The organism is Glycomyces harbinensis (assembly GCF_900101745.1).
In the GTDB taxonomy this organism is placed as follows: Bacteria; Actinomycetota; Actinomycetes; order Mycobacteriales; family Micromonosporaceae; genus Glycomyces; species Glycomyces harbinensis.
In genome coordinates, this window is sequence record NZ_FNAD01000013.1 from 86437 (window position 1) to 112351 (window position 25915).

A 25915-nucleotide genomic window follows, 5' to 3' on the forward strand; every position below is an offset into this window, starting at 1 on the left:
TTGCCCATATGAGTCAAAGGCGCCTCGCGACCGAGAGCGTCGAGGACAAGGAGGTCCCGATGAAAACCCCTTCGAAATCACGTGCCGCACTCGCGGTCGCGCTGGCGGCGGCGCTGTCCGCCGGCGCGTGCTCCGGCGCCGGAGGCGGCGACGAGGGCGAAGGCGGATCGATCACCATCGCCACCGTCGCCAACCCCCAGATGCAGGACATCGAGCAGCTCTCCGAGGTCTTCGAGGAGGAGACCGGCATCGACGTGCAGTTCGTCGTCCTGCCCGAGAACGAGCTGCGCGACAAGGTCACCCAGGACATCGCGACCGGCTCGGGCCAGTACGACATCGTCACGATCGGCACCTACGAGACGCCGATCTGGGCCGAGAACGGCTGGCTCGCCCCGCTCGACGACTACGCGAGCGACCCGGACTACGACGTCGACGACCTGCTCCCGCCCGTCCGCGAGGCGCTGACCTATGAGGACGGACTGTACGCGGTCCCGTTCTACGGCGAGTCCTCGTTCCTCATGTACCGCACCGACCTCTTCGAGGCCGCGGGCGTCACCATGCCCGCCAACCCGACCTGGCAGGAGGTCGCCGACCTGGCCGCCCAGCTGCACGACCCCGAGAACGACGTCGCGGGGATCTGCCTGCGCGGCCTGGCCGGCTGGGGCGAGGTCCTCGCGCCGCTGAACACCGTCATCAACACCTTCGGCGGACGCTGGTACGACGAGGACTGGAACGCGCAGCTGACCAGTCCCGAGACCAAGGCCGCCGTGCAGTTCTATGTGGACCTGGTGAGTCGGTACGGGGAGCCGGGCGCCCCCAACGCCGGGTTCTCGGAGTGCCTGACGGCGACCAGCCAGGGCAACGCCGCGATGTGGGTCGACGCCACGGTCGCGGCCAGCATCCTGGAGGACCCGAACTCCTCCGACGCCGCGGGCAAGATGGCGTACGTGCCCGCCCCGGTGGTCGAGACCGACAGCTCGGGCTGGCTCTGGGCGTGGTCGCTGGCGATCCCGGAGAGCTCGCAGAGCAAGGACGCGGCGTGGGAGTTCATGGCCTGGGCGACCGGCAAGGACTACATGCACCTGGTCGGCGAGGAGCTGGGCTGGACCCGCGTCCCGCCCGGCAGCCGCGCCTCGACCTATGAGATCCCCGAGTACGCCGAGGCCGCGGCGGCGTTCGCGCCGCAGACCCTGGAGGCCATCGAGGCCGTGGACGTGACGCAGCCGGGCCTGTACGAGCAGAACTGGACCGGCGTCCAGTACATCACGATCCCCGAGTTCCAGGATCTCGGAACGAGAGTGGCGCAGGAGATCTCGGCGGCGATCGCGGGCAACCAGACCGTCGACGAGGCGCTGGAGAAGGCCCAGGGCTACGCGGAAGAGGTCGCCGAAAGCGGCGGCTACAAGGACCAGTGAGACCGATGACCGCAACCGAGACCCCGGCCGCGGCGCTCCGGCGCCGCGGGCCGGGGGCCCCCGCGAAACCGCCGCTCGCCGAGCGGTGGTCGCGGCGCGGCCCGCTGCTGCCGGCCCTGCTGGTGGTGGTCGTGCTGACGCAGCTGCCGTTCGTCGCGACCCTCTACTACAGCTTCCAGGACCGCAACCTCCTGCGGCCCGACGAGACCTCCTTCGCCGGCTTCGGGAACTACGCCGAGGTCCTCGGCGACGCGGCGTTCCGCGGCGCGGTGCTCAACACCGTGTTCCTGACCGCCGCGGTGGTGCTCGCCTCGATCGTCCTGGCGATCGCTCTGGCGGTGCTGCTTGACCAGAAGTTCCTGGGCCGCAACGTGGTCCGGACCCTGTTGATCACGCCGTTCCTGGTGATGCCCGCCGCCGCGGCGCTGATCTGGAAGCACGCGGTGTTCAATCCGCTGTTCGGGACGCTCAACTGGGCGCTGTCGCCGTTCGGCGTGGAGAAGGTCGACTGGGTCTCGGAGCACCCGATGTTCTCGCTGGTGCTCATGCTGGTGTGGCAGTGGACCCCGTTCATGATGCTGATCGTCCTGGCCGGCCTGCAGAGCCAGGACACGGAGATCCTGGAGGCGGCCAGAGTGGACGGCGCGGGTCCGTTCACGATCTTCGCGCGCATCACCTTCCCGCAGCTGCGGCGCTTCATCGAGCTGGCGATCCTGCTGGGCTCGATCTTCATCGTGCAGACCTTCGACCCGATCTACCTGGTCACGCAGGGCGGGCCGGGCCAGGCGACCACGAACCTGCCCTACTTCATCTACCAGCGGACGTTCCGCGCGTTCGAGGTCGGCGAGGCCGCCGCGGCGGGAGTCGTGGTCGTCATCGCGACCATCGCGATCGCCACGTTCGCGCTGCGGCTGTTCGCGAGCATGTTCCGAGAGGAGCGGTGACGCCGTGGACACTTCGACATCGACCCGGCGGCGCCGCTCGGGCCGCGCGTCCCTGAAGTCGGGCGGCATCGCGCTGCTGGCCTGGGCCGCGGCCCTGGTGTTCTTCTTTCCGGTGCTGTGGATGTTCGTCACCGGGTTCAAGCAGGAGGCGCAGGCCGCGACGGACCCGCCGACGTTCGTGTTCGCGCCGACGCTTGACCAGTTCGAGGCGATCCTGGGCCGGGACTTCACGCCGTTCCTGCTCAACTCGCTCATGGCCTCGATCGGGTCGACGCTCCTGGTGATCGTCCTGGCCCTGCCGGCGGCGTACGCGCTGTCGCTGCGGCCGATCCCGGGGTGGAAGGACTCGCTGTTCTTCTTCATCTCGACGCGGTTCATGCCGCCGGCCGCGATCATCCTGCCGCTGTACATCATCGCCAACAACGCGGGCGTGCTCGACAACGTCACGATGCTGTCGCTGATCTACACGGCGATGAACCTGCCGATCGCGGTGTGGATGATCCGCTCGTTCCTGCTGGAGGTGCCGACCGCGGTGCTCGAGGCGGCCAAAGTGGACGGGGCGGGGTTCTTCACCGAGCTGCGCCGGATCATCCTGCCGATGATCGCGCCCGGGCTCGCCGCGACGGCGCTGATCTGCTTCATCTTCGCCTGGAACGAGTTCTTCTTCGCCGTCAGCCTCACCTCCACCAGGGCGGCGACCGTGCCGGTGTTCCTCACCGGCTTCATCACCAGCGAGGGCCTGTTCCTCGCCCGCCTGTCCGCCGCCGCCACGATGGCCGCCTTCCCCGTGATCCTCGCGGGCTGGATCGCCCAGAAGTGGCTCGTGCGCGGCCTGACCATGGGAGCAGTGAAGTAATGAGAGCCGTAGTCATCGAGGCGCCCGGCCGGATCAACGTCACCACCGTGGACGATCCGAAGCCGGGCCCGCGCGAGGTCGTCGTCGAAGTCGCCGGGGCCGGGATCTGCGGGACCGACCTCCACATCATCGACGGCGACCTGGAGGGCACCGTCTACCCGATCGTGCCCGGGCACGAGTTCGCCGGGACCGTCGCCGCCGTCGGCAAGGCGGTCACCGAGTTCGCCGTGGGCGACCGGGTCGCGGTGGACCCCAACGTGTTCTGCGGGGAATGCCACTACTGCAAGATCGGGCACGGCAACCTGTGCGAGCGCTACAACGCGATCGGGGTCATCTCCAGTCCCGGTGCGGCGGCGCAGTACTGCGCCGCGCCGGTCGCCAACTGCTACCTGCTGCCCGAGTCGGTGCCGCTGGAGCACGCGCCGCTCATCGAGCCGCTCTCGTGCGCCGTGCACGGCTTCGACCTGCTGCCGGGGCGGGTGGGGGAGCACTACCTGGTGTACGGGGCCGGGACGATGGGCCTGATGATGGCCCAGCTCGCCCGGTTCTCGGGCGCGGCCAGCGTCTCGGTCGTCGACCTCAACACCGACCGGCTCCCCGTGGCCGCCGGGCTCGGCGCCGACCGGGTGGCCGCGAGCGCGGCCGAGCTCGACCGGCCCGAGGGCTGGGAGGTCGTGATCGACTGCACCGGTGCGGTTCCGGCGATCGAGGACGGCCTCACGAGGGTCCGCAAGGGAGGGACGTTCCAGGTCTTCGGCGTCGCCCCCGAGGCCGCGACCGCGTCGTTCTCGCCGTTCCGGGTCTACAAGGACGAGATCCACATCGTCGGCTCGATGGCGGTGCTGCACAGCTTCGGCAGGGCGGTGGACCTGCTCGCGAAGCGGGTGGTCGACCCCGACGTCATGATCAGCCACCGCTTCGGGCTCGACGACTACGAGTCCGCGGTCGACGCGTTCCGCAAGGGCACGGGCCGCAAACTCCAGGTCCAGCCCGCGGCCTGAACGGGAGCCCCCGCCCGGCGCATCGCCGGGCGGGGGCTCCGGCCGTTCAGCGCGCGATCGGACTGCGCCCGCGGGCGAGGCTCGCCCCGGCCACGACGAGGCAGACCATGCACAGCAGGCGTCCCACCGGCAGGAGCGGCGAGGCGTAGAAGACGAACACCGACAGGATCGACAGCACCGCCGGGACGCCCGCGACCCAGCCCATCACCTTGACCGGGCGGGTCCAGCCCTCGCCTCCGGAGAGGATCAGGACGAACAGGCCGAGCGCGACGATGTGGGCCGCGCCGCCGGTGTAGAAGCCGATGTTCCGCAGCGCCACAACAGTATCCATTGAGGATGAGTCGGCGACGAGTCCCATCGCGATCGAGAGGCCGGCGGAGGCCAGCATCGCGATCACCGCGGTCCCGCCGACGATGACGGCCGCCCGGCGGCGGCCGCCGCCGGCGGGGGAGCCGACCTCGGCGGCGGGACCGGCGACCACGACCGCGAGGCCGAGGACCGACAGCGCCTGGAGCACGCTGGTCAGGATCGACCCGGTCGTGTTGGCGCGCAAGTACTCGTAGACCCCCTCGGGGTCCTCGCCGGGCAGCGGCATGGTGCCGGTGCCGACGGCGCCGACCGCGAAGTCCACGGCCAGATAGCAGACCAGGAACGCGATCGCCCCCAGCAGCGGCGTGAGGGGACGGGGCCGCGGGGTCGCGGCTCCCACCGGCGCAGGCGTTTCGGGCTCGGACATGGGATTCGGTCCTTTCAGAGGCGGGGCTTGGCACCTCCAACCCTCGCGGCCGGCGGGTGATCCGTCGTCAGTGCTCGGACGTATCCGGGCCTACACGCCCCGACGTACCCGACGGCCGCTTCGCCGGTTGACAGGGATCAATTAGTTAGTTAACCTGCCTATTAAGGTCGGTCGTCTTCCCCGACCGGACTCCGATGGAGAGGCCCCGCATGAAGATCGCCGTGGTCGGTGGCGGATCCACCTACACCTCCGAGCTCGCCGAAGGCTTCGGCGCGAACGCCGCCGCGCTCGGGATCGACGAGGTCGTGCTGGTCGACCCGGCCGCCGACAAGCTCGCGGTCATCGGCCCCCTGGTGCAGCGGATCATGCGCCGCCACGGGAGCCGGGCCCGCGTCGGATGGACGCCGAACCTCGACCGCGGCGTGGACGGCGCCGCCGTCGTCCTGCTGCAACTGCGGGTCGGCGGCCAGAGCGCCCGCATCCGCGACGAGGCGTTCCCGCTCGAATGCGGCTGCGTCGGCCAGGAGACCACCGGCGCCGGCGGCCTCGCGAAAGCGCTGCGCACCATCCCGGTCGTCCTGCGCATCGCCGAGCGGGTGCGGCGGTTCGCCGCCCCCGGCGCGTGGATCGTGGACTTCACCAACCCGGTCGGCATGGTCACCAGGGCACTGCTCGACGAGGGCCACCGCGCCGTCGGCCTGTGCAACGTCGCGATCGGGTTCCAGCGGCGATTCGCCGGCCTGCTCGGCCGCGCCCCCGCCGACGTCGTGCTCGACCACGTCGGCCTCAACCACCTGACCTGGGAGACCGCGGTGCGCCTCGACGGCCGCGACGTGCTGCCCGAACTCCTGAAGGAGCACCGGCAGGCGGTCGCCGACGAGGTCGACCTGCCCGAAGCGGTCTTCGCCGACGGACTCGTGCCCTCCTACTACCTGCGCTACTTCTACGGCCACGACGCCGAAGTCGAGCGGCTGCGCACCGCGCCGTCGCGCGGGGAGGAGGTGGCCCGGATCGAAGCCGAGCTGTGGGACCTCTACCAGGACGACACGCTCGACCGCAAGCCCGAACTCCTGTCGCGGCGCGGCGGGGCCTACTACTCGGAGGCCGCCGTGGCGCTGATGCGGTCCCTGCTCACCGAGGACGGCGCGGTCCACGCCGTGAACCTCCGCAACCGGGGCTTCCTGCCGTACCTGCCCGACGAGGCCGTCATCGAGGTGTCCGCCCGCGTCGGCGCCGCGATCACGCCCTCGGCCCGGGCGACGCTCGGCCCGCGCCAGCGCGGCCTCGTCTCCGCCGTCGCCGCATACGAAGAGCTCGGCGTCGAGGCCGCGGTCCGCGGCGGCGAGCGCCGCGTCTACGAGGCGCTGCTCGCCCACCCGCTCGTCGGGCAGCACGACCTGGCCGAGGGCCTGACCCGCCGCCTCATCGCGACCGGACGGGACCACCTCCCTTGGGCGTGAACGCAGACCGCGCCTTCATCGCCGTGGACGGCGGGAACTCGAAGACCGACGTGGTGGCCGCGACCGCCGACGGCCGCGTCCACGCCTACGTGCGCGCCGGCACCTCCTCGCCCCACCGGCTCGGCTACTGCGAGGCGATCGACCTGCTGGGCAAGCTGATCGAGATCGCCCGCGCCGAAGCCCGGTGGGGGAGCGACGTCCGACCGTCGCGTGTGGACGCACTCCTGGCCGGCGCCGACCTGCCGGTCGAAGTGGAGCGGCTCAACGCCGACGCCCGGTCACGGGACTGGGCCGAGAGCGTGCGCGTCGACAACGACACGTTCGCGCTCCTGCGCGCCGGGACCGACGACCGGAACGCCGTCGCGGTCATCTGCGGGGCGGGCATGAACAGCATCGGGCGCAACGAAAGCGGCGAATGGTCCCGCTTCCCGGCCCTCGGGCCGATCACCGGCGACTGGGGCGGCGGCGAGGACCTCGGCGACGCCGTGCTCTTCCACGCCGCACGCGCCGAGGACGGCCGCGGCCCCGCGACCGCGCTGTGCGCCGCCGTGCGGGCCCACTTCGGCACCGCCACAGTGGAGGAGGCCGCCATCGGCCTGCACCTGGGCGCGATCGCGCGCGACCGGGTCCACGGCCTCGTCCCGCCGCTGTTCGCGGCCGCCGACGCCGGGGACGCGTGCGCCGAGGCGATCGTGGAGCGCCAGGCGGACGAGATCACCGCGATGGTCCGCGTCTCGGCGGACCGGCTCGGACTCGGCAAGGCGCCCTTCACGATCGTGGGCGGCGGCGGGATCCTCGGCGCCGCCCCGGCCGCGCTCCTGCGGCACCTGTCGCCGCGCCTGGCCGCGGCGTTCCCGCTCGCGGAGTACACCGCGCTGGACCGGCCGCCGGTCCTGGGGGCCGCATGGTCGGCGCTGGACGTCCTGACCGGCCAGGTCGGCGGCCCGGCCCACCTCAGGCTCGCCGAAGCGATCGCCGGGCGGAAGCCGCTGCGCGTCCTCGACTGACCCCGAGTCATTCCTGAAGTCCGCTTCAGGCGTCTTCAGGTCCCCTTCAGGTTGACCCTGCCACCATTGCCCCAACGCGGATTCCCACCGGACGGAAACGAAAGGAGCCGACCAGGACACGATCCCCACAGCAGCCGCCGAGCCACCGAGCGGCCAACCGCATCGCAAGGTCAATCACCGGTTCAACCAGGGTGGGTGGGGAGGGGGCGGGGGGGAGGGCCCCCTAGGCGAGAGCCGCGTCCAGGACACGTTCCTTCAAATCCGCGTATGCCAGGTCCAGGACGCCGATCGCGACGGCGTCGCCGTACACGGCCGACGGCAGCACCCGGTCGCCGAGGGCCCCGGCCTGTCGCCGCACGTGGTCGACCAGGGTCTCGCCTCCCGCCCGGGCGATCTCCCCGCCCAGCACGAGGCACGGCGGGTCGAACAGGCACGTGAGCATGTGCAGCGCTCCGGCGACCCGCTTCGCGTACGCCTCCAGGAACGCGTCCGCGCCCCGCTCGACGGCCCCGGCCACGACCGCCGCGGCGTCCGGCCCCTCGACGCCGTGTTCGCGGCCGAGGTCCGCGATGGCCGGCGCGCCGATCCAGTCCTGATAGGTCGGGTCGTCCGGTCCGGTCCGGTCGGGGAAGACCGGCACGTATCCGATCTCGCCCGCGGCGCCGCGCGCGCCGACGATCAGGCCCTGGCCCAGGTCGATTCCGGCGCCGACGCCCTCGCGGCCGAGCCAGAGCAGGACCAGGCCGCCGGAGGCCGCCGGATTGCGCCGCTCGGCGACCGTGGCCGCGTTGACGTCGTTGTGGACCGTCACCGGGCAGTCCAGCGCCGCCTCGATCGCGGCGCGCATCCGCACCTCAGGGGCGCCCGGGATGTCGGCGTACCCGATCGTGTCGGTCTCGGCGTCGTACGCGCCCGGCACGGCGACGTGCAGCGCGGCGATCCGTCCCTTGTCGATCCCGGCGTCGGCGGCGGTCCGCTCCAGCAGGTCGAGCACCGCGCGGTCGAGCGGAACGGCGGTGAAGTCGATCCTGCGCGTCGACGAGGCCCGTTCGCGCCCTTTGAGGTCGCGGACGGCGACGGTGACGCCGTCGGGTTCGCGCAGCGTCACCGCGGCGGCGAACGCGTAGTCGGCGTTGACGGAGTAGACCTCGGCCCGCGGCCCGACCTGCTTGGCCGTGCTGCGCCCCAAGGTCACCGCGAGGCCGGCCTCCGACAGCCGCAGCATCACCTGGGAGGCGGTGGGCTTGGCGAGGCCGGTCAGCTTGCGCAGCTCCACGCGCGTCAGCGTGCCGTTCTCCAGCAGGTGGTAGAGCGCGGCGCGCTCGTTGATGGTGCGCAGCAGGTGCGAGGAGCCGGAGGGGACCGGCGAGTCCGGTGGGCCGTTGGTTCGCATGGGCGCCCTTCGTCGGTGTGCCCCGGTGACACGCCGTGATCGGCCCGGGGCTCGCCGAGCATTCTATCGGCGCCGCCGAGTCGGTAATGACGCCTGACCATTGATGCGGCTCCCCCGGGAGCGCGAGGGCCGCGAAACCGACAATATTGATCTTAATGGATCTATTGACTGTGATTCGGACTCGCCGTAGGGTGTCCAATAGATAGTAAAACTGTCTAACTATTGAGGAGGAGTACATGGCGTTCCCACCCCGACCCAAGCGGCTGCTGAGCCTGCTGGCGGTCCTCGCCGCCGTCGCGATCATCGGCCCGCTCGGCGTCAACGCCGCTTCGGGCGACCAGGTCGCCGAAGACCCCGCCCCGACCGCGGAGGCCGTCGGCCCCGCCGCCGAGCACGGGCAGCTGTCCGTGTGCGGCACCAGGCTCTGCGACGAGTCCGGGAACCCGGTCCAGCTGCGGGGCATGAGCACCCACGGCCTCCAGTGGTACTCCCAGTGCGTCAACGACGCCTCCCTGGACGCCCTCGCCTACGACTGGGGCGCCGACATCGTGCGCCTGTCGATGTACATCCAGGAGGACGGCTACGAGACCGACCCCGCGGGCTTCACCGCCCGGATGCACGAGCTCATCGACGAGGTGACCGCCCGCGGCCAGTACGTCATCGTGGACTGGCACATGCTCGACCCCGGCGACCCCCACTACAACCTGGAGCGCGCCGAGACCTTCTTCGCCGAGATCGCGAGCGAGCACGGCGACCAGGACAACATCTTCTACGAGGTCGCGAACGAGCCCAGCGGCGTCTCGTGGTCGCGGATCAAGTCCTACCACGAGGCGATCATCCCCGTGATCAGGCAGCACGACCCCGACGGCGTCATCCTCCTCGGCACCCCCGACTGGTCCTCCCTCGGCCTCTCCGGCGGCACGAACGAGCAGGAGGTCGTCAACGACCAGGTGAACGCGTCGAACATCATGTACACCTTCCACTTCTACGCGGCCTCGCACGACGACTACTACCTCGACGGGCTCGCCCGCGCGGCCGACGAGATCCCCATGTTCGTCACCGAGTTCGGCACCCAGAACTACTCGGGCGAGGGCGCGAACGACTTCGCGATGTCCCAGCGGTACCTCGACCTCATGGAGGACAAGGGCATCAGCTGGGTCAACTGGAACTACTCCGACGACCACCGCTCCGGCGCGGTCTTCGAACCCGGTACCTGCCCCGGCGGCCCCTTCACCGGGACCGCCAACCTGAAGGAGGCGGGGGAGTGGATCCGCGACCGGATCCGCGAGTAGCCCCGCATTAGGACGCCGCGGGCGGTCCCGGGCGCAGATGCCTCCAGCCCAGGACCGCCCACCAGGCCATGACCGGCAGGTGGAGCAGGTAGCCGACCTGTTCGAGCTCCGGCGACGGTCCACTCGTCCCCGCCGTCCACGGCACCGCGACCGCGGCCAGGCCCGACACGGCGGCGGCGGCCCCGGCCCAGCGGAGCCGCTTCGCCTGGGCCGCAGCGCTTGCGACCGTGGCCGCGACCCACAGCAGCCCCGCCAGGTTCACCGTCCACTTGGCCGTGAGCAGCACCGCCTCGGCCGCCGCGACCGAAGGCTCGGCCGGACCGCCCGCCAGCTGGGTCACCGCCAGGTTCCCCGCGTCGTGGAGCAGGCCCGCCGCCCCGGCCAGCGCCAGCAGTCCGGCCGCCACGAGCCCGGTGAACCGGCCCGCCGCCGCCGCGATCACCGCCATGACCAGTCCGGCGCAGGCCAGTGCGAGCCAGCCGATCACGTCCAGTCCCAACTCGAGCAGATGCAGCCCGACGCGGTCGTCCACCGCGGCGAGCGTCCCGGCCGTGTCGTCGGGATTCAGGGTGAGCCCGGCCGGTACGGCGATCGCCGCCCCGGCGATCATGAAGGCGATCGCGGCGGACAGCAGCGCGCCCAGCGGCCGGGCCATGGCATGGTGGTCAGTGAGGGTCATGCGGCGACGCTAGAACCCTGACGCAGGGGGAAGGTCAAGCCGGAAGGGGCGCGATCATGTGGCGGATCGGGCAGCTCGCGCGGATGGCCGGCGTCTCCGACCGAACCCTGCGCCACTACGACCGGATCGGACTGCTCCCTCCGGCCGCAGTGGACGCCGCGACCGGCTACCGTTGGTACGGCACCGCCGAGCTGATGCGGCTCGAACGCATCCGCGGCCTGCGGCGCCTCGGATTGTCGCTGCGGCAGATCGACGAGATCGTGGACGCCCCCGACGCGCAGCTGCGGCAGATGCTCGGCGAGACGGTCGAGACCCTCCGCCGCGACATCGCCGCCATGAACGCGGCCGTGTCGGCGGCCGAGGACCGCCTCGCCGTCCCGAGCACGATCCTCCCGCAGGAGGCCCGCGCCGAAGAACGGCGCCTGCGCGTGCGCCGGCTCCACGTCGACCACCCGTCCGAACTCGCCGCCGCATGCGAAGACGCCCCCGACATGCTGCTGACCTGGCTCACCGGGCGCCCGAGCGGGGGATTCGACGCCGCGGTCGCCGTCCGGTCCGGAGGCGACCGGCTCACCCTGCCCGCGCGCCGAGTCGTGCGGGCCGTCGTGGCGCCCGAGCACGGTCTCGTCCGCGCCGGTCAGGACCTCTTCGACTGGCTCCGCCGGCACGGCCTCGCCGTCTCGGGACCCACCCTCGAAGAACACCTCGTGGACGGCGACGGCGGCGCCGCCACCGTCCTGGAGATCCCGGTCGAGCGCCGGTCCCCGGCGGTCACCACTGGGCGATGCTGAAGGCCGCCAGGAAGCCGAGCACCGCGATCAGCCCGGTCCACAGCTGCGCGTTCTCGAACGCCTCCGGGATCATCGTGTCGGTGATCATCGCCAGGATCGCACCGGCCGCCAGCGCCGTGATCGCCGCGAGCAGGTCATCGGGCGCGTCCCCCAGGAACGCGTAGCCCGCCGCCGCCGCGAGCCCGCTGGCGATCGCGATCGCGCTCCACAGTCCGAAGACGTACGCCCGGCCGCGCCCCGCGCGGCGCATGCCGGCGGCGCTCGAGAGCCCTTCGGGGACGTTGCTGACGAACACCGCCGCGACGGTCGCGGCGCTGACCGGGCCGCCGCCGAGGAGGCTCGTGCCGATGACGATCGACTCGGGGACGCCGTCGAGCAGCGCGCCGAGCGCGATGGCCGTGCCCGAACCCGGCTTGTCGGCCTCCTGGGCCTGCTGGAGGCCCGAGCGCTTGCGGTGCCGCGCGCCGCGGCGCGCCAGGGCCACGTTCGACAGCGTGTAGGCCAGTGCCCCGGCCACCGCGCCGAACGCGGTCGGCAGGAGGCCGCCGCGCTCGTTCGCGTCGGCGATGAGGTCGAACGACACCGCCGAGAGCAGTACGCCCGAACCGAACGCCATGATCCCCGCGATCACCTTCTGCGGCACCCGGACCAGGTACCCGACGAGCGCACCCGCCACGAGGGCCCCGCCCGCGAGCAGGCCCCACGCGCCCGCGCTCAGCCAGCCGGGCACGGCCCGGACCCTGCTGCGGCGGCTCGCGGTTCCATCATGGACGCCAGTCTAGGGTGTGTTCGGGAATCCCGGGCGGCCGTTGTCCGGCCCGTTCGCCCGTTCGCCGGGGATTCCCGAGCACGCCCTAGGCCGCGGACCGCGCTCTCCGACCGATTCGGCGACGATGCCCAGGCGCGCACCGTCGTTGCTAGCATCGTCCACATGACAGGCTCCTCCGCCGACGGCAAGCGGCGCTTCCTCGTCCAGCACGACTACGGCATGGGCGCCCTCCTGTGGTGGATCGATGCCCGCTCGGCCCGCGAGATCCTGGAGACGTTCGCGGAGGTCGAGGTCGTCGAGAACGCCGAGAGCATCGAGCGGGCGCTGGCCGATTCGCTGGAGGTCGTCGACGTCGATGCGGCCGAAGTGGTCGCGGGCCTGTCGCGCCGGCCCTCCGAGCAGCGCGATCACCCCGACTTCGGCAAGCTCGCCGGCCGTCCCGTGGTGCACCTGCGGCGCCCGCCCGCTCCCGAGTTCGGCGACCGGAGCGTGTACTTCTTCGAGGTCGAGTCGGACGGGCGGCGCCTGCGCCAGGTCGAGATCGGCGAGGACGGCGTCGCGGTCAAGAGCACCCCGGACGACTGGCTGTTCGATCCGCCGGTGGTGGACCTCTTCGCGCCCGAGACGGCGGCCTGGGAGATCGGCCGGGACGAGTTCGAGGCGGCCTGGCGCACCGCCGCCCCCATGCCCTCGGACTTCTGAGCGGCCACCCCTTCATGAGCAGGGCATTCGCCGTGTCAGCGGCGGTGTCAGCGCTGCGTCAGGGCGGTGTCAGTCCGGTCTTCGATAGTTGCCTCATCGAGAACGAAGGCACACCGACACCGCGAAGGAACACATCATGGGCATCGACCTCACCGCCGCCGACCAGATCACCATCCGCACCGCCGCTTACGGAGCCGTCAGCCTCATGTCCGCGGCCGGCATCGCCGGGTCGGCCCACAAGATCGCCACCGACGCCTCCCTCGCGCTGGTGGCCGCCACCGGAACCGTGGGCCATGTCCTGGCCGACGCGAAGGGCGTCAAGTTCAAGGGCAAGTCCACCGCCGCGCTCGCCGACCAGGTGCTGCCGGCGATCACCGAGTCGGTGAAGCTGCTCGAAGCGCACGACCCGGCCGAGGCGGAGAACTTCCGCTCGACGATCACCATCGCCATCGGGGCCGCCAACCGCGCCCACAAGGGCGAGCCGAGCCCGGTCATGGCCGAGATGATCCGCAAGATCACCGAAGCGCTCGACGCCTGAGCGCGATGATCGACGCCGCCGCGCCGCCGAAACCCCCCGGGGCTTCGGCGGCGCGGCGGCGTTCGCGCCTCAGTCCGATCGCTTCCCGGTGGCGGCCTCGACGGTGCCGATCAGCTCTGCCGCCGCCACGGGGTCGAGGCGGCGGCCCGGCAGCGGCCGGGCGGACTTCGGGTGGCGGTTGCGGTTCTCCATGAGCCGCACGTTCTTCAACGTGAGCACGCCGTTCGGGTTGGGGGCCGACGGATCGGGATTGGGGTCGGTGTCCGCGAGCAGCCAGCCGCCGGGGACCTGCCGCGTCAGGCACCAGATCCGCTTCGTCTGCGCCTCGGGCGACAGCAGCGGCTGCCTCCAGCCGATGTGCTCCTCAATGGACGCGTAGGTGGCGGTGGCCCCGTCGAAGCGCTCCAGGCGGCCGGTGGCGAGTTCGGCCTCGGTGAACCCGGCGGCCGGGCGACCGAGCTGGTCGAACGGCTGGAGGACCTCGTAGTCGCCCAGCAGGCGGGCCCAGGCGGGCGTGTCCTCGCCGAGGAGCGCCGGGTGCGCGACGCGGATCGGGCCCTCGGGCGTGAAGTCGCGGTCGTGCACGTCGGCGAAGCCGCCGTCCTCGGCGACCCGGAAGCCCTGGCCCGCGAACCAGACCAGGCGCCTGGCGAACGGATGCACCAGCGGGTGCGCGAGCAGGACCCGGAAGTCCTCGAGCGACCAGGTGCGCCCCTTGACCATCGCGTCCCGGAGGCGTTCGATCTGCTGCTCCGCGGTCGTCTCGACGGCCTTGACGAGCTTCTTGTACCGGCTCGCGGCGTCCTTCGCCAGCGCCGCGTCGTCGTGCACGCCGGCCTTGGGCAGGCGTGCCCGCTCGCGTCCGGTCTCGTCGGTCAGCCGGGGTGCGAGGAGGTGGTCGAACCTGAGGTGGAAGCGGCGGTCGCCGTAGTCGAACGTGAGGGTCTCGGGATCGGTGACGCCGTGGTCGGGGACGAGGCGGTCGGCGTACGTCTCGAAGTCGAGGCCGCGCGCGGCGGCGAGCCGGTCGGCGAGGACGCGGGCGCGCTCGGCGACCGTGTTCGAGTACACCGGCAGGGCGAGTTCGCGCAGGTACGCGAACGCGTTGTCCGTGCCGATGTGCGCGAGCACTTCGACGCCCAGGAGCGCCCGGTCGGCCTGGCTCCGGCCGGGCCAGGTGGTCACGAGCGGGCCGAGCGCGGCCGCGGTGGCCTCGTCGCCGAAGGACCCGAGCTGCTCCACCGCCCAGGAGTCCTTGCTCGGGGCCTCGGATCGGAGCCAGAGTTCGAAGAGCGCCAGTGAGAACCGGTTGAGCGAGTCGTGCTCGCAGTGTTCGGCGTAGAGCTCGACGCCGGGGAACGGCAGCCGCGGCGACCACAGCGACAGGGCCCTGACGAGGTGTTCGACCGAGGCGAGCGGCAGTGCGGTGCCCTTGCCGCGCAGCATGACCGGCGGGAGCATCGACAGGTCGACCCAGGAGCCCGGTTTGGAGGGCGGGCCGTTCAGCGGCACATGCGGGTGCACCGCGAGGATGTCGCGGAGTCTCGCGGCCGCCTCGGGTCCGAACGGCTCGGCGGCCTGGAGCACGGCTTCGGCGCCGAGTCGCCGTCCGAGGTGGCGCAGGGCCGCCTCGCCGCCGGCGCGTTCGCGCTTGTCGCCGCCGAGCGCGCCGGGGACGAGCAGCGGTACCGCTTGCGCGCCGTGGCGGTCGAGCCAGTCGGCGGCGTGGGCCCGCGCGGATTTGAGCCGCGCGAACCAGTCGGCGGCGAGCGCGGCGGCCGCGGCGCTGCGGATCGGGACGAGCGCGTGCGCGTACTTCGGCGAGTCCTTCATGCGGGCCATGGCGGTGTCGGCGGCGGCCGCGTCGCCGTGGGCCAGCCGCGCCCAGAGGCGGTCGGCGAAGCCGAGGCCGTAGTCGGCGGGGTCGTCCCAGTAGGTGTCCGCGTCCCAGGACGCGTACTCCGGTTCGATCGCCAGGGCCCGCTCGTATTCGCCCTCGCCCCAGACGATCACGGTCCCGCCGGGCGCTTCGAGTCCTTCGAGGGGCGGTTCGGCCTTGCGTCGCTTCCGCTCGGCCCACGGGGGCGACCAGAGCGCCTCGGGCAGGTCTTCGGCGCGCGCGACGGGCCGGGACGACTCGGAGAGGATCCCGTCGAGCTTCGCCCGCTCGTCGTCACCGAGCCCTTTGAGGACGTCGTCGAGCGGGACGCCGTCCTGGCGGAGCGCGCCCAGCAGCCGGGCCGCGTCGGCGCTCGAGAGTCCGCTCGCGCGTTCGGCGGCGGCGCGCGCGAAGCGCGCCGGGAAGCGCAGGGCCGACCGGCGGAGTCCGGCGAGGACCTCCGGTTCGCCCACGTGCTCGACGAGCAGGCGCGCGGCGTCGTCGCACGGGAGCAGCGCGACGCCCTCGTACAGCAGCGAGCGCTGCTTGAACTCGAGGCCCTTGCGGCCCAGGGCGGTCGCGAACAGCGGCAGGACCTCGGCGCCGAGGTTCCCGACGAGTTCGGCGACCACGCCGTGCCGCACGCTCGTGCTCGTGAACCGTTTGGCCCCGAAGCGCCGCACGTGGTCGGGTTCGCTGACCGACGCCCAGACCAGCGGTTCGACCGTGACATCGGCGGGCACGGCGCTGCGCTCCTCGCAGGCCTCGGCGACCCAGGCGGTCTCGTCGGGCAGGAGCACGGCGGCGGCGAGCCGCTTGACCGGCGTGTCGCGGTGCCCGGCGGCCATGGCCGCGACCCGCTCGTACTCGTCGGGACCGGCCGCCGCGACGGTGGACCGCGCGATGGCGAGGGGTCCGTCGCGGTCGTCGAGGTACACCCATTTGAAGCCCATCGGTTCGCCCGGCACCACGGTGGGCAGCCGTTCCGCTCCCTGGTCCGGATCGTCGTACCACCGGAAGTCGATGCTGAGGTCTTCGATGAGGGCGCTCACGGCGAACGCCGGGCCGTGCTCGGTCAGCCAGGCGCCGAACAGCTCGCGGCCGACGCGGGCCCGCTTCTCGACGCCGTCGAAGTTCGCGCCGCGGTAGCCGTCGGTGAACCTGAGCAGCGTGGCGACGGCCCCGGCGCCGACCGGGTTCGCCTCCCCGGCCAGGTGCGCGAGCGCGGCCCGGGCCAGGTCCGGGTCCGCTTCGGGGCGTTCGAGAGCGGTGGTGAGCGCTTCGCGCGCGGCCGCGACCCGGGCGGCGACGTTCGCCGCCGCCTCCGGGCCCGCTTCGAGAGAGGACCGGACCCCGTTGCCGCGCCTGGGCAGCACCAGCTTCGTCCACGACGCCGGGAGGACGACCTGGTCCTGCGGCGCGGCAAGGGTTCTGCTCATGGGGATCCTCCACCTGGCGACGGTTTCCCCGCGATCATAGAGACGGGGTGCGACGCCGCTCCCGTCACGTGCGGCGCAAACGCTCCCGGCCCGGTGGGCCTCGAACACGGGGCGGACCTGCTCAGGCGGCCGACCGCATCAGCGCGGGCCCGGGCCTCATCACGGCGGTGGCCCCCCGCTTAGGGTGTCGTTTCATTGGGACTGACGGGGAGTGCTCCGGCTCGGGGCTCGCTTCGGCGTGAGCTCGCGGAAGCGATCAGCGGAACCGGTCCGGTCGGCAGCCGGCGAGTTCGGGAGCCGTCAGCCCGGTGAGGATCTCCTCGGCGGCGAGGCGACCGGCCGCGGCGGCCAGGGTGATCGCCGAGTGCATCACGGTGACGTACAAGCCTCGGGTGCCTGCGGGGCGGCCGATGATCGGCTCCCCGTCGGCGGGCATCGGGCGCCAGCCGATCTCGGCGGAGACGATCTCCGTGCCGTCCGCTCCAGAGAACGAAGCGGCGAACCGGTCGCGGACACGTCGGGCGGTCTCGAGCAGCGCGGCCTGGTCCGTCTCGCCGCGGTACTCGGTGGGGGACAGGACCGTGCCGTCGGTGAGCTGCCGGACCTCCAGGGACGGCGTCGCGACGATCGTCCGGACCAGGCCCGGTGTGGCGCGCAACCGGACCAGGACGGCCGGCGACGACTCGACGGGCATATCGACACCGATCCCCGAGCACAGGGCGACCGTGCCGGTCCCGGCGGCCAGGATCACGGTCTCAGCGCTGACGACTCCGGCGGTCGTCTGGACACCGTTCACCGCGTTCCCTTGGCGGACAAGGGAAGTCACCGACACCCCTGTCAGCAGCCGCGCGCCCCGGTCCCGCGCGGCGGCGACCAGGAGATCGGTCGTCGCGACCGGATCGAGCGCCGCGTCCTCCGGGCGGTGGACGGCCGCGGCCGGAGGATCGAGCAGGTGCGGCTCCAGCGCGCGGACGTCGTCCGTGCGCGGTCCCGGGGTCTCGTCGCCGCTGATGATCGAACCCGACCACCGGATCGACAGTTCGGGAAGCTCCGCCTCCAGCCGCCGGTACTCGTCCAGCGCGAGACATCGCAGGGGCGCCGAGGGCAGGCCGCCGGTGAACGGCAGTCCGATCCAGGCGAACGAAGCGCGGGTGGCGCCCGAACCCGGCAGACCCGCATCGATCAACGTGACGGGTCGGCCGCGCCCGGCCAGGTGGTACGCCAGTGACGCCCCGACGATGCCGGCGCCCACCACGACAATGCTTCCTTCGGCCATTCGAGTGTTCTATCAGTTGCGGCACTGGCGCGAAAGCGAGTATCGGCGGGCATGGGACCGGTTTCGAGCTCGACGGTCACCGGGCTGCTGGTGCGGCGCGCGGACTCACGCGGGTTACCGGATAGTAGTGTGGGGGCGCCCCCGGTCCCACACGAACAATGAGGTTCTGCCATGCGCGGTCGCGTTCTCGATCTGCCCCATCGGCCCTGGGCCGCGGCCGGACTGCTGCTGTTGCTGACCGCCCTCGGCGTCGCCAACTGGTCGATCGACGCCTCCTCTCCCGAACCCGCCCCCGCCGACGCCCCCGAGGACGCGTTCAGCGCCGACCGCGCCTGGGAGACCGTGGAGGCCATGGCCGTCGAGCCGCACCCGATGGGCACGCCGGAGAAGGACCGGGTCCGGGACCTGCTGGCCGCGGAGCTGTCCTCGCTCGGCTTCGACGTCGAGGTCCAGACCGAGCTGGCGACCGACGCCGGGGACGGCGACGGCCTGGTCCGCTTCGGCGTCGTGGACAACATCGTCGCCACCCTTCCCGGCACCGACCCCACCGGCGCCGTGCTGCTGACCTCCCACTACGACTCGGTGCCCTCCGGGCCGGGCGCCGCCGACGCCGCCTCCGGCGTCGCGGCCATCGTCGAGACCGCGAGGGCCCTCAGCCTCGAAGGGCCGCAGCGCAACGACCTCGTCGTCCTGCTCACCGACGGCGAGGAGATGGGCCTGTTCGGCGCCGAGGCCTACGCCAGGTCCCACCCCGCGGGCGACACCCCCACGGTGGTCTTCAACCTGGAGGCGCGCGGCGTCTCGGGGCCGTCGCTGATGTTCGAGACCTCCGCCGACAACGCCGCCCTCATCGACCTGTTCGCCGACGCCGCACCGCATCCGCACGGCGACTCCTCCGCGATCGAGGCGTACCGCCAGCTGCCCAACGACACCGACTTCACCCGCTTCCACGAGGCCGGCTACATCGGACTCAACAACGCCTTCATCGGCGGCGCCTCCTGGTACCACTCGCCGTACGACGACACCGAACACCTCGATCCGGCCAGCCTCCAGCACCACGGCGAGAACACCCTCGGCACCGCGCGCGAACTCGTCGGCATGGACCTCGCCTCGCTCGAATCCGACCGCGACCAGACGTTCTTCGGCTTCTTCGGCCTTCTCGTCCACTATGACGAGGGCTGGAACCTTCCGGTCGCGCTGATCGGCTTCGCCGCCGCCATCGCGGCCGCCGTGATCGCCCGCGTCCGGCGCCTCCTGAGCCTGCCGCGCCTCGCCCTCGCCTTCGCGTCCTTCGCCGTGCCGGCGGCGCTCGCGGGGGCGGCGGCCGTGGGCCTGTGGCCCGCGCTCCAGGCCGTGCGTCCGGGCTACGCCGACACGTACGGGCTCCTGTTCGACCGCACCTGGTACTACCTGGCGATCCTGGTCTTCGGCCTCGCCCTCGTCGCCGCGTGGTACGTCGCGTTGCGCCGCAGGCTCGGCGAGGCCGCCCTCGCGCTCGCGCCGCTGCTGTGGCTCGCCCTCCTCGGCCAGATCACGGCCTTCGCCGTCCCGGGACTGTCGTTCGTGTTCGCCGTTCCCGCGCTCGCGGCCGTCGGCCTGCTCGCGGCGATGCTCCTCGAACCGCGCTCACGGCCGTTCCGACTGCTCGGCTACGCGCTCTTCGCGATCGCGCTCGTCCCGGCCGTGGTCCAGTCGAGCTGGACCGCGAACCTCATCGAGGCCTTCGGCATGGAGCTCGCCGCCGTCCCGGCGGTGCTGATCGTCCTCTTCGCCGCCCCCGCGCTGCCGATCCTGACGATGTGGCGCCGCTACAACGGACCCGCCGGCCGCCTCGTGCCGGCCGCCGCAGCCCTGGCCGCACTGGCCCTGGTCGGCACCGGCCTGGCCGTCGACCGGTTCAGCGCCGAGCATCCCCGCCAGGCCTTCCTGTCCTATGTGCTCGATGCGGACACCGGTGCCGCCGCGTGGGTCTCCACCGACCACGACCGGTCCGAGTGGACCGCCGGCTACGTCACCGACGACGGCCTGGAGGACTCCGGCCTCCCGGCGGCCTACGTCGACGCCGCTCCCGCCACCGGCTTCGGGCCCGCCGCACCGCTCGCACTCGAACCGCCTGCGGCCGTGTACGAGTCGCGGACCGCTGAATCGGCGACCCTGCACGTCTCCTCGCCTCGCGGCGCGAACACCATGTGGCTGGCCGTCTACGGCGACCCCGAGCGCGCCGAGGCCGCGCTCGCCGACGGCACCGCCGTCGACGTTCAGGTCAGCCCGCCCGCCGAGCCCGGCGATCCCAGCCTGATCTGGTTCTTCGACGTCCCGGAGGAGGGCTTCGCCCTCACCCTGCACGGCGACGCGGACTCGTTCGCGGTCACGGTGTTCGACCAGACCCACGGCATCGAGGGGATCGACGGCTACGCCGACCGCCCCGACGGCCTGATGCGCTCGCGGGACCGCCTGTCCGACACCGTGACCGTCGCGGCGGCCGCCCGGTAGCTCACTTGATGCCCGTGGTCGCCACGCCCTTGATGAGGAACCGCTGCCCGAAGACGAACACCAGGAACATCGGCAGCAGCGACACGACGCTCATGGCGAACATCGATCCGTAGTCCGAACTCGACTGCGCGTCCAGGTATCCCTTGAGCGCCACCGACACCGGCCACGACTCGGGGACCCGCAGGTACACCAGCGGCCCGAAGAAGTCGCTCCAGGTCCAGATGAACGTGAAGATCGCGGTGGTCGCCAGCGCGGGCGTGATGAGCGGCAGCGTGATCTGGGTGTAGGACCGGAAGTGCCCGGCGCCGTCGATGCGGGCGGCCTCGAACAGCTCCTTCGGCAGGCTCCGGATGAACTGCACCATCAGGAACACGAAGAACGCCTCGGTCGCCAGGAACTTCGGGACGATCAAGGGCAGGAACGAGTTCAGCCAGTTCAGCTCCTTGAAGATGATGAACTGCGGGACCATGAGCACCTGGAACGGGAGCATGATCGAGCCGAGCATGATCGCGAAGAGCAGGTTGCGCCCCCGGAACCGCAGCCGCGCGAACGCGTACGCCGCGAGCGAGCAGCTGACGAGGTTCCCGACGATCGCGCCGAGCGCGATGACCGAGGAGTTGAAGAGGAACACGCCGAACGGGTACTGGAGGTCGTTCCAGCCGTTGGCGTAGTTCGCGGCCGTCAGGTCGGTGGTGAAGATGCTGAGGTCGCGGAAGATGTCGCTGTTGGGCTTGAAGCTGGAGACGAGCAGCCACAGCAGCGGGTAGACCATGACGGCGCCGGTGGCGGCCAGGAGCGCGTGCTTGGCGATCGAGCGGGTCCGCCGCCAGGCGGTCCGCTTGCGCTCCAACGGGGTTCGGGCCTGCGGGAGGGCGGCCGTTTCAGTCGTCATAGAACACCCAGTACTTCGAGAGCCAGAAGTTGATCGCGGTGAAGGTGGCGACGACGATCACGAGGAACCAGGCCATCGCCGAGGCGTAGCCCATGTCGAGCTCGTTGAACGCCTCCTTGTAGAGCAGGAGCGTGTAGAACATCGTCGCGTCGCCGGGACCGCCCGTGCCGCCGGATACCACGTACGCCTGCGTGAACGCCTGGAAGGCGAAGATGACCTGGAGTACGAGGTTGAAGAAGACGATCGGGGTGAGCAGCGGCAGCGTGATGGAGAGGAACCGCCGGACGCGCCCGGCGCCGTCGATCGAGGCGGCCTCGTAGAACATCTCGGGGATCTGCCGCAGGCCGGCGAGGAAGATGACCATGGGGGAGCCGAAGGTCCACACGTGCAGGACGATGAGTGTCCACAGTGCGTAGTCGGGGTGGCCGATCCAGCCGGGCGCGTCGACGCCGAACCAGGCGAGCGCGCCGTTGACCAGGCCGTCCTTGCCGAAGACCTGGCGCCAGAGGATGGCGATGGCGACGGAGCCGCCCAGGAGACTGGGCAGGTAGAACACCGAGCGGTAGAACGGCAGGCCGCGCATGCCCTTGTCGAGGAGCAGCGCCAGCGCCAAGGCGAGGGCGAGCTGGAGCGGGACGCCCGCGACCACGTACACGACGGTGACGCGGAAGGAGTTCCAGAACCGCTCGTCCTGGAACATCGCGGTGAAGTTGGCCAGGCCGGTCCACTCGGGAGGCTGGAGCAGGTTGTAGTCGGTGAACGAGAGGTAGAGGGAGGCGACCATCGGGCCGACCGTGAGGCCGAGGAGTCCGATGAGCCAGGGGAGCAGGAACAGGTACGCGGCCTTGTTGTCGGGGTACTTCTCCTTGGCGCGGGGGGCGCCCTTCTTGCGGCGCACGGCGAGTTCGCGCAGTTCGCCCAGACTGCTCATGCCACCTCCTTCTCGCTTTTCGATCCGCCGTTGATCGACCATTGTGGAGTAAACGTTTTCACGGACAGATAGAGTATGACGGCCATCGATGTCTTCGTCAATACGGGCGCGTCCACTTTCCCTGCGTGCGGCGCTACGGTGCATGTGACCGGGCACATCCCTTAAAGGAAATTGTTTCCATTGCCGCGGAAGGCATGGGAATTGTTTCGTGACGGCAACCGGTGCCATTGATATTGACAGCCTTCGCTATGAGTGCTAATTTCCCGCGCAAGCGGTTGCAGCCACCGGCAGGCTCGACCGACTCGGACGGCCCCTCGCCCGTCCGGATCAACGGCAACCCGGTGGCTCGCCACCACGACAACGAAAACGAGGCGCAATGACGCGTACAGCACGCTCGCGCGCGGCCGTCGGATCCATCGCCGCATCGGCGCTCCTCCTGGCCGGGTGCTTCGGCTCCGGCGGCGGAGCGGCGGGGGAGTACGACCCCGACGAGGAGATCGAACTCGAGATCTCCTGGTGGGGCGACGACGACCGCGCCCGCCTCTTCGGCGAGGTCATCGACCTGTTCGAAGCGGAGCACCCCAACATCACCGTTGTCGAGACGCCCGTGGGCGCACCCGACGACCTGTTCAACCGGCTCGCCACCGACTTCGCAGGCGGCGGCGACACCGCCCCCGACGTCTTCGCCCTCGGCGGCGCCAAACCCCAGGAGTACGGCGAACTCGGCGCCCTGCTCGACCTCGCCACCGTCGAAGCCGAGCTCGACACCGCCGACTACCCCGACTTCTCACTCACCAGCGCCCTTGTGGACGACACGCTCTACGGCCTGCCGACCGGCGGCAACGCCACCGCCGCGTTCGTCAACGCCGACATCTTCGCCCAGGCCGGCGTCCCCGTCCCCGAGGAGGGCTGGACCTGGCCCGACCTCGTCGCCGCCGCCTCCCAGATCGGCAGCGCCGGACTCACCAACGCCGCGGGCGACTCGATCTACGGCATCGACCTGCGCATCCAGGACATCCTGGGCACCTACGCCGCGCAGGTGAGCGAGGTCGGCATGTACGACTGGGACGGCGGACTCGGCGTCGGCGCCGACGAGATCGCCGGCTGGTACGACATCGAGTCCCAGCTCCTGGCCGGCGGCGGCCTCCCCGACCCGTCGATCGTCACCGCGAACTGGCAGCTCCCGCCCGACCAGCAGCCCTTCACCATCGGGCAGGCCGCGATCACCTTCGGCTACACCAACCTCATGACCGCCTACAGCGCCGCCGGCGACGTGCGGATGCTGCTCCCGCCCACCGACACCGACCTCTCCGGCGTCGCGCTCCTGCCCTCGGCCTACTGGTCGGTCAACGCCGCCAGCCCGCACCCGCAGGCCGCGGCCATGCTCGTCGACTGGTTCCTCCACGAGCCGGCCGCCGCCGAACTCATCCTCGACACCCGCGGCGTCCCGTTCAGCCCCGCGACCCTGGAAGTCGTCACGCCGCACCTGGAAGGACCCGCGGTCACCGCCGCCGACTACGTCGAGCGGATCTTCGACGAGGGCGTCGTCGCCCCGCCGCAGCCCGCGGGCGGCTCGATCATGAACGAACTGTCGCAGCGCATGGAGACCGAAGTCCTCTTCGGACGCATGTCGCCCGACGAGGCCGCCGCCCAGTGGGCCGAGGAACTCGGCGCCGCACTCGAATGACACCGGTCGGGACGGGCGGGCCGACCGCCCGTCCCGAACACCCGCGAAGCACCCCGAGAAAGGCCACCGTGGACAAGCCGATCGACGCGGCCCTGACCCGCCTGCGCGACAACGACACCGCACGCCGCGCCGGACTCGCCGGCTCCGCACTCGGGACCGAACTCGCCGCCGCGGGCATCGGCTTCGCCGCCGTCGGCGGACCGCTCGAAGACCGCTGGCACCGGGCCCTCACCGAACTCGCCCAATGCATCCGGCCGCGCGAAGGCGCCCCGCCCGTCCTCAACGAGGGCGGCGTCTACCACGGCACCTGGATCGAGAGCACCGGCACCGTCAACGCCGAAGTCCTCGCCCGCTTCGCCCCCGGCGTCGCCCGCGACACCCATCTCCTGTTCGCCGACCACCAGCGCGGCGACGGCATGATCCCCTACAAGGTCACCGACGCCGGGCCCGCGTTCAGCCAGATCCAGATCGTCACCCCGCTCGCCCGCACCGTCTGGCACCACCACCGCCTCACCGCGGGCGACCCCGGCTTCCTCGAGCGCATGTACCGCGCGATGGCGCGCTACGACGACTGGCTCGTCCGCTTTCGCGACACCCGCGGCACCGGCGGCGTCGAAGCCTTCTGCGCCTTCGACACCGGGCACGACCTCTCACCCCGGTTCTGGTTCGCGCCCGACCGCGCCTTCCGCGGCGACGCCCGCCGCTGCGACCCGGACTCGCCGACCCTCCCGTACGTCGCCCCCGACCTCACCGCCAACGCCGCCTGCCAGCGCTCCTACCTCGCCCGGATCGCCGAAGCCCTCGGCGAGGACCCCGATCCGTGGCGCCGCAAGGCGAACCGGTCGATCGAAGCGCTCTACGAGCAGTGCTTCGACGAGGACGACGGCACCTTCTACGACCGCGACCGCAACGGCGCGCACGTGCGCGTTCGGTCTGACGTCCTCCTGCGGGTCCTCGCCTGCGAGATCGGCGACGCGGCGTTCTTCGAGCGGGCACTGCGCGACCACCTCATGAACACCCGGAAGTTCCTGTCGCACTTCGGGTTCACCTCGCTCGCCATGGACGATCCGCGGTTCGACGCCGACGCCTCCCGCAACTCCTGGGGCGGGCCCGTCAACCTCCTGTCGATGCTCCGCGCCCCGCAGGCCTTCGAGCACCACGGGCGCGCCGCCGAACTGGCCGTCGTCGCCGCGCCGGTGCTGGCCGCTCTGGCGGCCGCCGACCGCTTCCCGCAGTGCCTCGACCCCTGGTCGGGCGCACCGGGATTCACCTCGGTGTACTCGCCGTCGATCCTGTGGTTCCTCGACGCGGTCGAACGCGGCTTCGGCATCCTCCCGCGCCCCGGCGGCGAGGTCTGGTTCACGGGCCTGCCGCCGACGCGCCTCGACCACGACGCCGCGGCCGAGGCCACCGCCTATGCTCGGCGCATCGGCGGCGCGGACTACACGCTCGCGGCCGACGACGGGCGCGTCGAGATCCACCGCGAGGGCGTCCTCCACCTGGCGTTCCCGAGAGGCTGGCGCATCGTCATGAGCCCTGAAGGGACCGTCCGGGCCGTGGTCGGCATGAGTCCGCGGCCGGTGACCGGGGACCTCGAATCGCATGGCGGCGAGGCGGGAGCCGACGCGCTCCGCCTCACGATCGGACCGAACGAGCGCGTGGAGCTCGACGATCGCGGCGCGGTCACGAGCCGGACCGCGGCCGCCTTCGTCCCGCCCGGCTTCGGCTGAAGGAC

21 protein-coding genes are annotated in these 25915 nt (G+C 71.7%); 13 read left to right on the forward strand and 8 right to left on the reverse strand.

Features of this window, described 5'->3' with window-relative positions:
• Window positions 1-59: 59 nt before the first annotated feature.
• Genes BLQ63_RS19540 through BLQ63_RS19555 form a run of 4 tightly spaced genes read left to right on the forward strand, consistent with a single transcriptional unit; the run spans window position 60 to window position 4216 of the window.
• The gene (locus BLQ63_RS19540; protein ID WP_177155020.1) at window positions 60-1415 is read left to right on the forward strand and encodes an ABC transporter substrate-binding protein; all 1356 of its coding nucleotides are present in this window, start codon (window positions 60-62) and stop codon (window positions 1413-1415) included.
• A gap of 5 nt (window positions 1416-1420) precedes the next feature.
• Window positions 1421-2359: a carbohydrate ABC transporter permease gene (locus BLQ63_RS19545; RefSeq protein ID WP_091039047.1), complete on the forward strand. Its 939-nt coding sequence runs from the start codon at window positions 1421-1423 to the stop codon at window positions 2357-2359.
• A gap of 4 nt (window positions 2360-2363) precedes the next feature.
• Complete coding sequence (locus tag BLQ63_RS19550; protein WP_218125365.1) at window positions 2364-3215, forward strand: carbohydrate ABC transporter permease; 852 nt, start codon at window positions 2364-2366, stop codon at window positions 3213-3215.
• Window positions 3215-4216, forward strand: a complete 1002-nt coding sequence (locus BLQ63_RS19555; protein ID WP_091039049.1) for a zinc-dependent alcohol dehydrogenase family protein — start codon at window positions 3215-3217, stop codon at window positions 4214-4216. Before BLQ63_RS19550 ends, BLQ63_RS19555 begins: the two co-directional genes overlap by 1 nt.
• A gap of 46 nt (window positions 4217-4262) precedes the next feature.
• Here BLQ63_RS19555 and BLQ63_RS19560 read toward each other — a convergent pair whose 3' ends face one another.
• Window positions 4263-4952 (reverse strand): hypothetical protein, encoded by a 690-nt coding sequence (locus BLQ63_RS19560; RefSeq protein WP_143015000.1) that lies wholly within the window; start codon window positions 4950-4952, stop codon window positions 4263-4265.
• A 209-nt stretch (window positions 4953-5161) separates the two neighbouring features.
• Here BLQ63_RS19560 and BLQ63_RS19565 point away from each other — a divergent pair, with 209 nt between their 5' ends.
• Window positions 5162-6412, forward strand: coding sequence for a family 4 glycosyl hydrolase (locus BLQ63_RS19565; RefSeq protein WP_091039053.1), 1251 nt, complete (start codon window positions 5162-5164; stop codon window positions 6410-6412).
• Window positions 6409-7419: an N-acetylglucosamine kinase gene (locus BLQ63_RS19570; protein ID WP_177155021.1), complete on the forward strand. Its 1011-nt coding sequence runs from the start codon at window positions 6409-6411 to the stop codon at window positions 7417-7419. Before BLQ63_RS19565 ends, BLQ63_RS19570 begins: the two co-directional genes overlap by 4 nt.
• A gap of 223 nt (window positions 7420-7642) precedes the next feature.
• Here BLQ63_RS19570 and BLQ63_RS19575 read toward each other — a convergent pair whose 3' ends face one another.
• A complete protein-coding gene (locus BLQ63_RS19575) occupies window positions 7643-8812 on the reverse strand; it encodes an ROK family transcriptional regulator (RefSeq protein WP_091039058.1) in 1170 nt (389 codons plus the stop codon).
• Between the two features lie 236 nt (window positions 8813-9048).
• On the opposite strand from BLQ63_RS19575, the gene BLQ63_RS19580 reads away from it, so the two are divergent.
• A complete protein-coding gene (locus tag BLQ63_RS19580; RefSeq protein WP_091039061.1) occupies window positions 9049-10104 on the forward strand; it encodes a glycoside hydrolase family 5 protein in 1056 nt (351 codons plus the stop codon).
• A gap of 7 nt (window positions 10105-10111) precedes the next feature.
• On the opposite strand, the gene BLQ63_RS19585 is transcribed toward BLQ63_RS19580, so the two are convergent.
• Window positions 10112-10783, reverse strand: coding sequence for a hypothetical protein (locus BLQ63_RS19585; protein ID WP_091039063.1), 672 nt, complete (start codon window positions 10781-10783; stop codon window positions 10112-10114).
• A gap of 56 nt (window positions 10784-10839) precedes the next feature.
• On the opposite strand from BLQ63_RS19585, the gene BLQ63_RS19590 reads away from it, so the two are divergent.
• Window positions 10840-11574: a MerR family transcriptional regulator gene (locus BLQ63_RS19590; protein ID WP_091039065.1), complete on the forward strand. Its 735-nt coding sequence runs from the start codon at window positions 10840-10842 to the stop codon at window positions 11572-11574.
• Here the strand turns inward: BLQ63_RS19590 and BLQ63_RS19595 are convergent.
• Window positions 11555-12304, reverse strand: a complete 750-nt coding sequence (locus tag BLQ63_RS19595) for a ZIP family metal transporter (protein WP_091039067.1) — start codon at window positions 12302-12304, stop codon at window positions 11555-11557. The genes BLQ63_RS19590 and BLQ63_RS19595 overlap by 20 nt on opposite strands.
• Before the next feature lie 201 nt (window positions 12305-12505).
• Here BLQ63_RS19595 and BLQ63_RS19600 point away from each other — a divergent pair, with 201 nt between their 5' ends.
• Both BLQ63_RS19600 and BLQ63_RS19605 read left to right on the forward strand, forming a co-directional pair.
• Complete coding sequence (locus tag BLQ63_RS19600; protein WP_091039071.1) at window positions 12506-13045, forward strand: hypothetical protein; 540 nt, start codon at window positions 12506-12508, stop codon at window positions 13043-13045.
• Between the two features lie 136 nt (window positions 13046-13181).
• On the forward strand, window positions 13182-13583 hold the full coding sequence (locus tag BLQ63_RS19605; RefSeq protein WP_091039073.1) for a hypothetical protein: 402 nt from the start codon (window positions 13182-13184) through the stop codon (window positions 13581-13583).
• Between the two features lie 69 nt (window positions 13584-13652).
• Here the strand turns inward: BLQ63_RS19605 and BLQ63_RS19610 are convergent, their stop codons facing one another.
• Both BLQ63_RS19610 and BLQ63_RS19615 read right to left on the reverse strand, forming a co-directional pair.
• Complete coding sequence (locus BLQ63_RS19610; RefSeq protein WP_091039075.1) at window positions 13653-16901, reverse strand: DUF4132 domain-containing protein; 3249 nt, start codon at window positions 16899-16901, stop codon at window positions 13653-13655.
• 256 nt (window positions 16902-17157) lie between these two features.
• On the reverse strand, window positions 17158-18177 hold the full coding sequence (locus BLQ63_RS19615; RefSeq protein ID WP_091039078.1) for an NAD(P)/FAD-dependent oxidoreductase: 1020 nt from the start codon (window positions 18175-18177) through the stop codon (window positions 17158-17160).
• Between the two features lie 171 nt (window positions 18178-18348).
• On the opposite strand from BLQ63_RS19615, the gene BLQ63_RS19620 reads away from it, so the two are divergent.
• Window positions 18349-20670 (forward strand): M28 family peptidase, encoded by a 2322-nt coding sequence (locus BLQ63_RS19620; RefSeq protein WP_091039081.1) that lies wholly within the window; start codon window positions 18349-18351, stop codon window positions 20668-20670.
• A 1-nt stretch (window position 20671) separates the two neighbouring features.
• On the opposite strand, the gene BLQ63_RS19625 is transcribed toward BLQ63_RS19620, so the two are convergent.
• Window positions 20672-21562, reverse strand: coding sequence for a carbohydrate ABC transporter permease (locus BLQ63_RS19625; protein ID WP_091039083.1), 891 nt, complete (start codon window positions 21560-21562; stop codon window positions 20672-20674).
• Window positions 21552-22493, reverse strand: a complete 942-nt coding sequence (locus BLQ63_RS19630; protein ID WP_091039084.1) for a carbohydrate ABC transporter permease — start codon at window positions 22491-22493, stop codon at window positions 21552-21554. The genes BLQ63_RS19625 and BLQ63_RS19630 overlap by 11 nt, the downstream gene beginning before the upstream one ends.
• Before the next feature lie 376 nt (window positions 22494-22869).
• Between BLQ63_RS19630 and BLQ63_RS19635 the strand changes: the two genes are divergently transcribed.
• Both BLQ63_RS19635 and BLQ63_RS19640 read left to right on the forward strand, forming a co-directional pair.
• A complete protein-coding gene (locus BLQ63_RS19635) occupies window positions 22870-24180 on the forward strand; it encodes an ABC transporter substrate-binding protein (RefSeq protein WP_091039086.1) in 1311 nt (436 codons plus the stop codon).
• Between the two features lie 68 nt (window positions 24181-24248).
• Complete coding sequence (locus BLQ63_RS19640) at window positions 24249-25910, forward strand: MGH1-like glycoside hydrolase domain-containing protein (protein WP_091039088.1); 1662 nt, start codon at window positions 24249-24251, stop codon at window positions 25908-25910.
• Window positions 25911-25915: the final 5 nt, after the last annotated feature.

Bases quoted from the DNA above. Each gene is read 5' to 3' on its own strand.
- BLQ63_RS19540 (WP_177155020.1), top strand. From the start codon at position 60: ATGAAAACCCCTTCGAAATCACGTGCCGCACTCGCGGTCGCGCTGGCG.
- BLQ63_RS19545 (WP_091039047.1), top strand. From the start codon at position 1,421: ATGACCGCAACCGAGACCCCGGCCGCGGCGCTCCGGCGCCGCGGGCCG.
- BLQ63_RS19555 (WP_091039049.1), top strand. From the start codon at position 3,215: ATGAGAGCCGTAGTCATCGAGGCGCCCGGCCGGATCAACGTCACCACC.
- BLQ63_RS19560 (WP_143015000.1), bottom strand. From the start codon at position 4,952: ATGTCCGAGCCCGAAACGCCTGCGCCGGTGGGAGCCGCGACCCCGCGG.
- BLQ63_RS19565 (WP_091039053.1), top strand. From the start codon at position 5,162: ATGAAGATCGCCGTGGTCGGTGGCGGATCCACCTACACCTCCGAGCTC.
- BLQ63_RS19575 (WP_091039058.1), bottom strand. From the start codon at position 8,812: ATGCGAACCAACGGCCCACCGGACTCGCCGGTCCCCTCCGGCTCCTCG.
- BLQ63_RS19580 (WP_091039061.1), top strand. From the start codon at position 9,049: ATGGCGTTCCCACCCCGACCCAAGCGGCTGCTGAGCCTGCTGGCGGTC.
- BLQ63_RS19585 (WP_091039063.1), bottom strand. From the start codon at position 10,783: ATGACCCTCACTGACCACCATGCCATGGCCCGGCCGCTGGGCGCGCTG.
- BLQ63_RS19590 (WP_091039065.1), top strand. From the start codon at position 10,840: ATGTGGCGGATCGGGCAGCTCGCGCGGATGGCCGGCGTCTCCGACCGA.
- BLQ63_RS19600 (WP_091039071.1), top strand. From the start codon at position 12,506: ATGACAGGCTCCTCCGCCGACGGCAAGCGGCGCTTCCTCGTCCAGCAC.
- BLQ63_RS19605 (WP_091039073.1), top strand. From the start codon at position 13,182: ATGGGCATCGACCTCACCGCCGCCGACCAGATCACCATCCGCACCGCC.
- BLQ63_RS19610 (WP_091039075.1), bottom strand. From the start codon at position 16,901: ATGAGCAGAACCCTTGCCGCGCCGCAGGACCAGGTCGTCCTCCCGGCG.
- BLQ63_RS19615 (WP_091039078.1), bottom strand. From the start codon at position 18,177: ATGGCCGAAGGAAGCATTGTCGTGGTGGGCGCCGGCATCGTCGGGGCG.
- BLQ63_RS19620 (WP_091039081.1), top strand. From the start codon at position 18,349: ATGCGCGGTCGCGTTCTCGATCTGCCCCATCGGCCCTGGGCCGCGGCC.
- BLQ63_RS19625 (WP_091039083.1), bottom strand. From the start codon at position 21,562: ATGACGACTGAAACGGCCGCCCTCCCGCAGGCCCGAACCCCGTTGGAG.
- BLQ63_RS19630 (WP_091039084.1), bottom strand. From the start codon at position 22,493: ATGAGCAGTCTGGGCGAACTGCGCGAACTCGCCGTGCGCCGCAAGAAG.
- BLQ63_RS19635 (WP_091039086.1), top strand. From the start codon at position 22,870: ATGACGCGTACAGCACGCTCGCGCGCGGCCGTCGGATCCATCGCCGCA.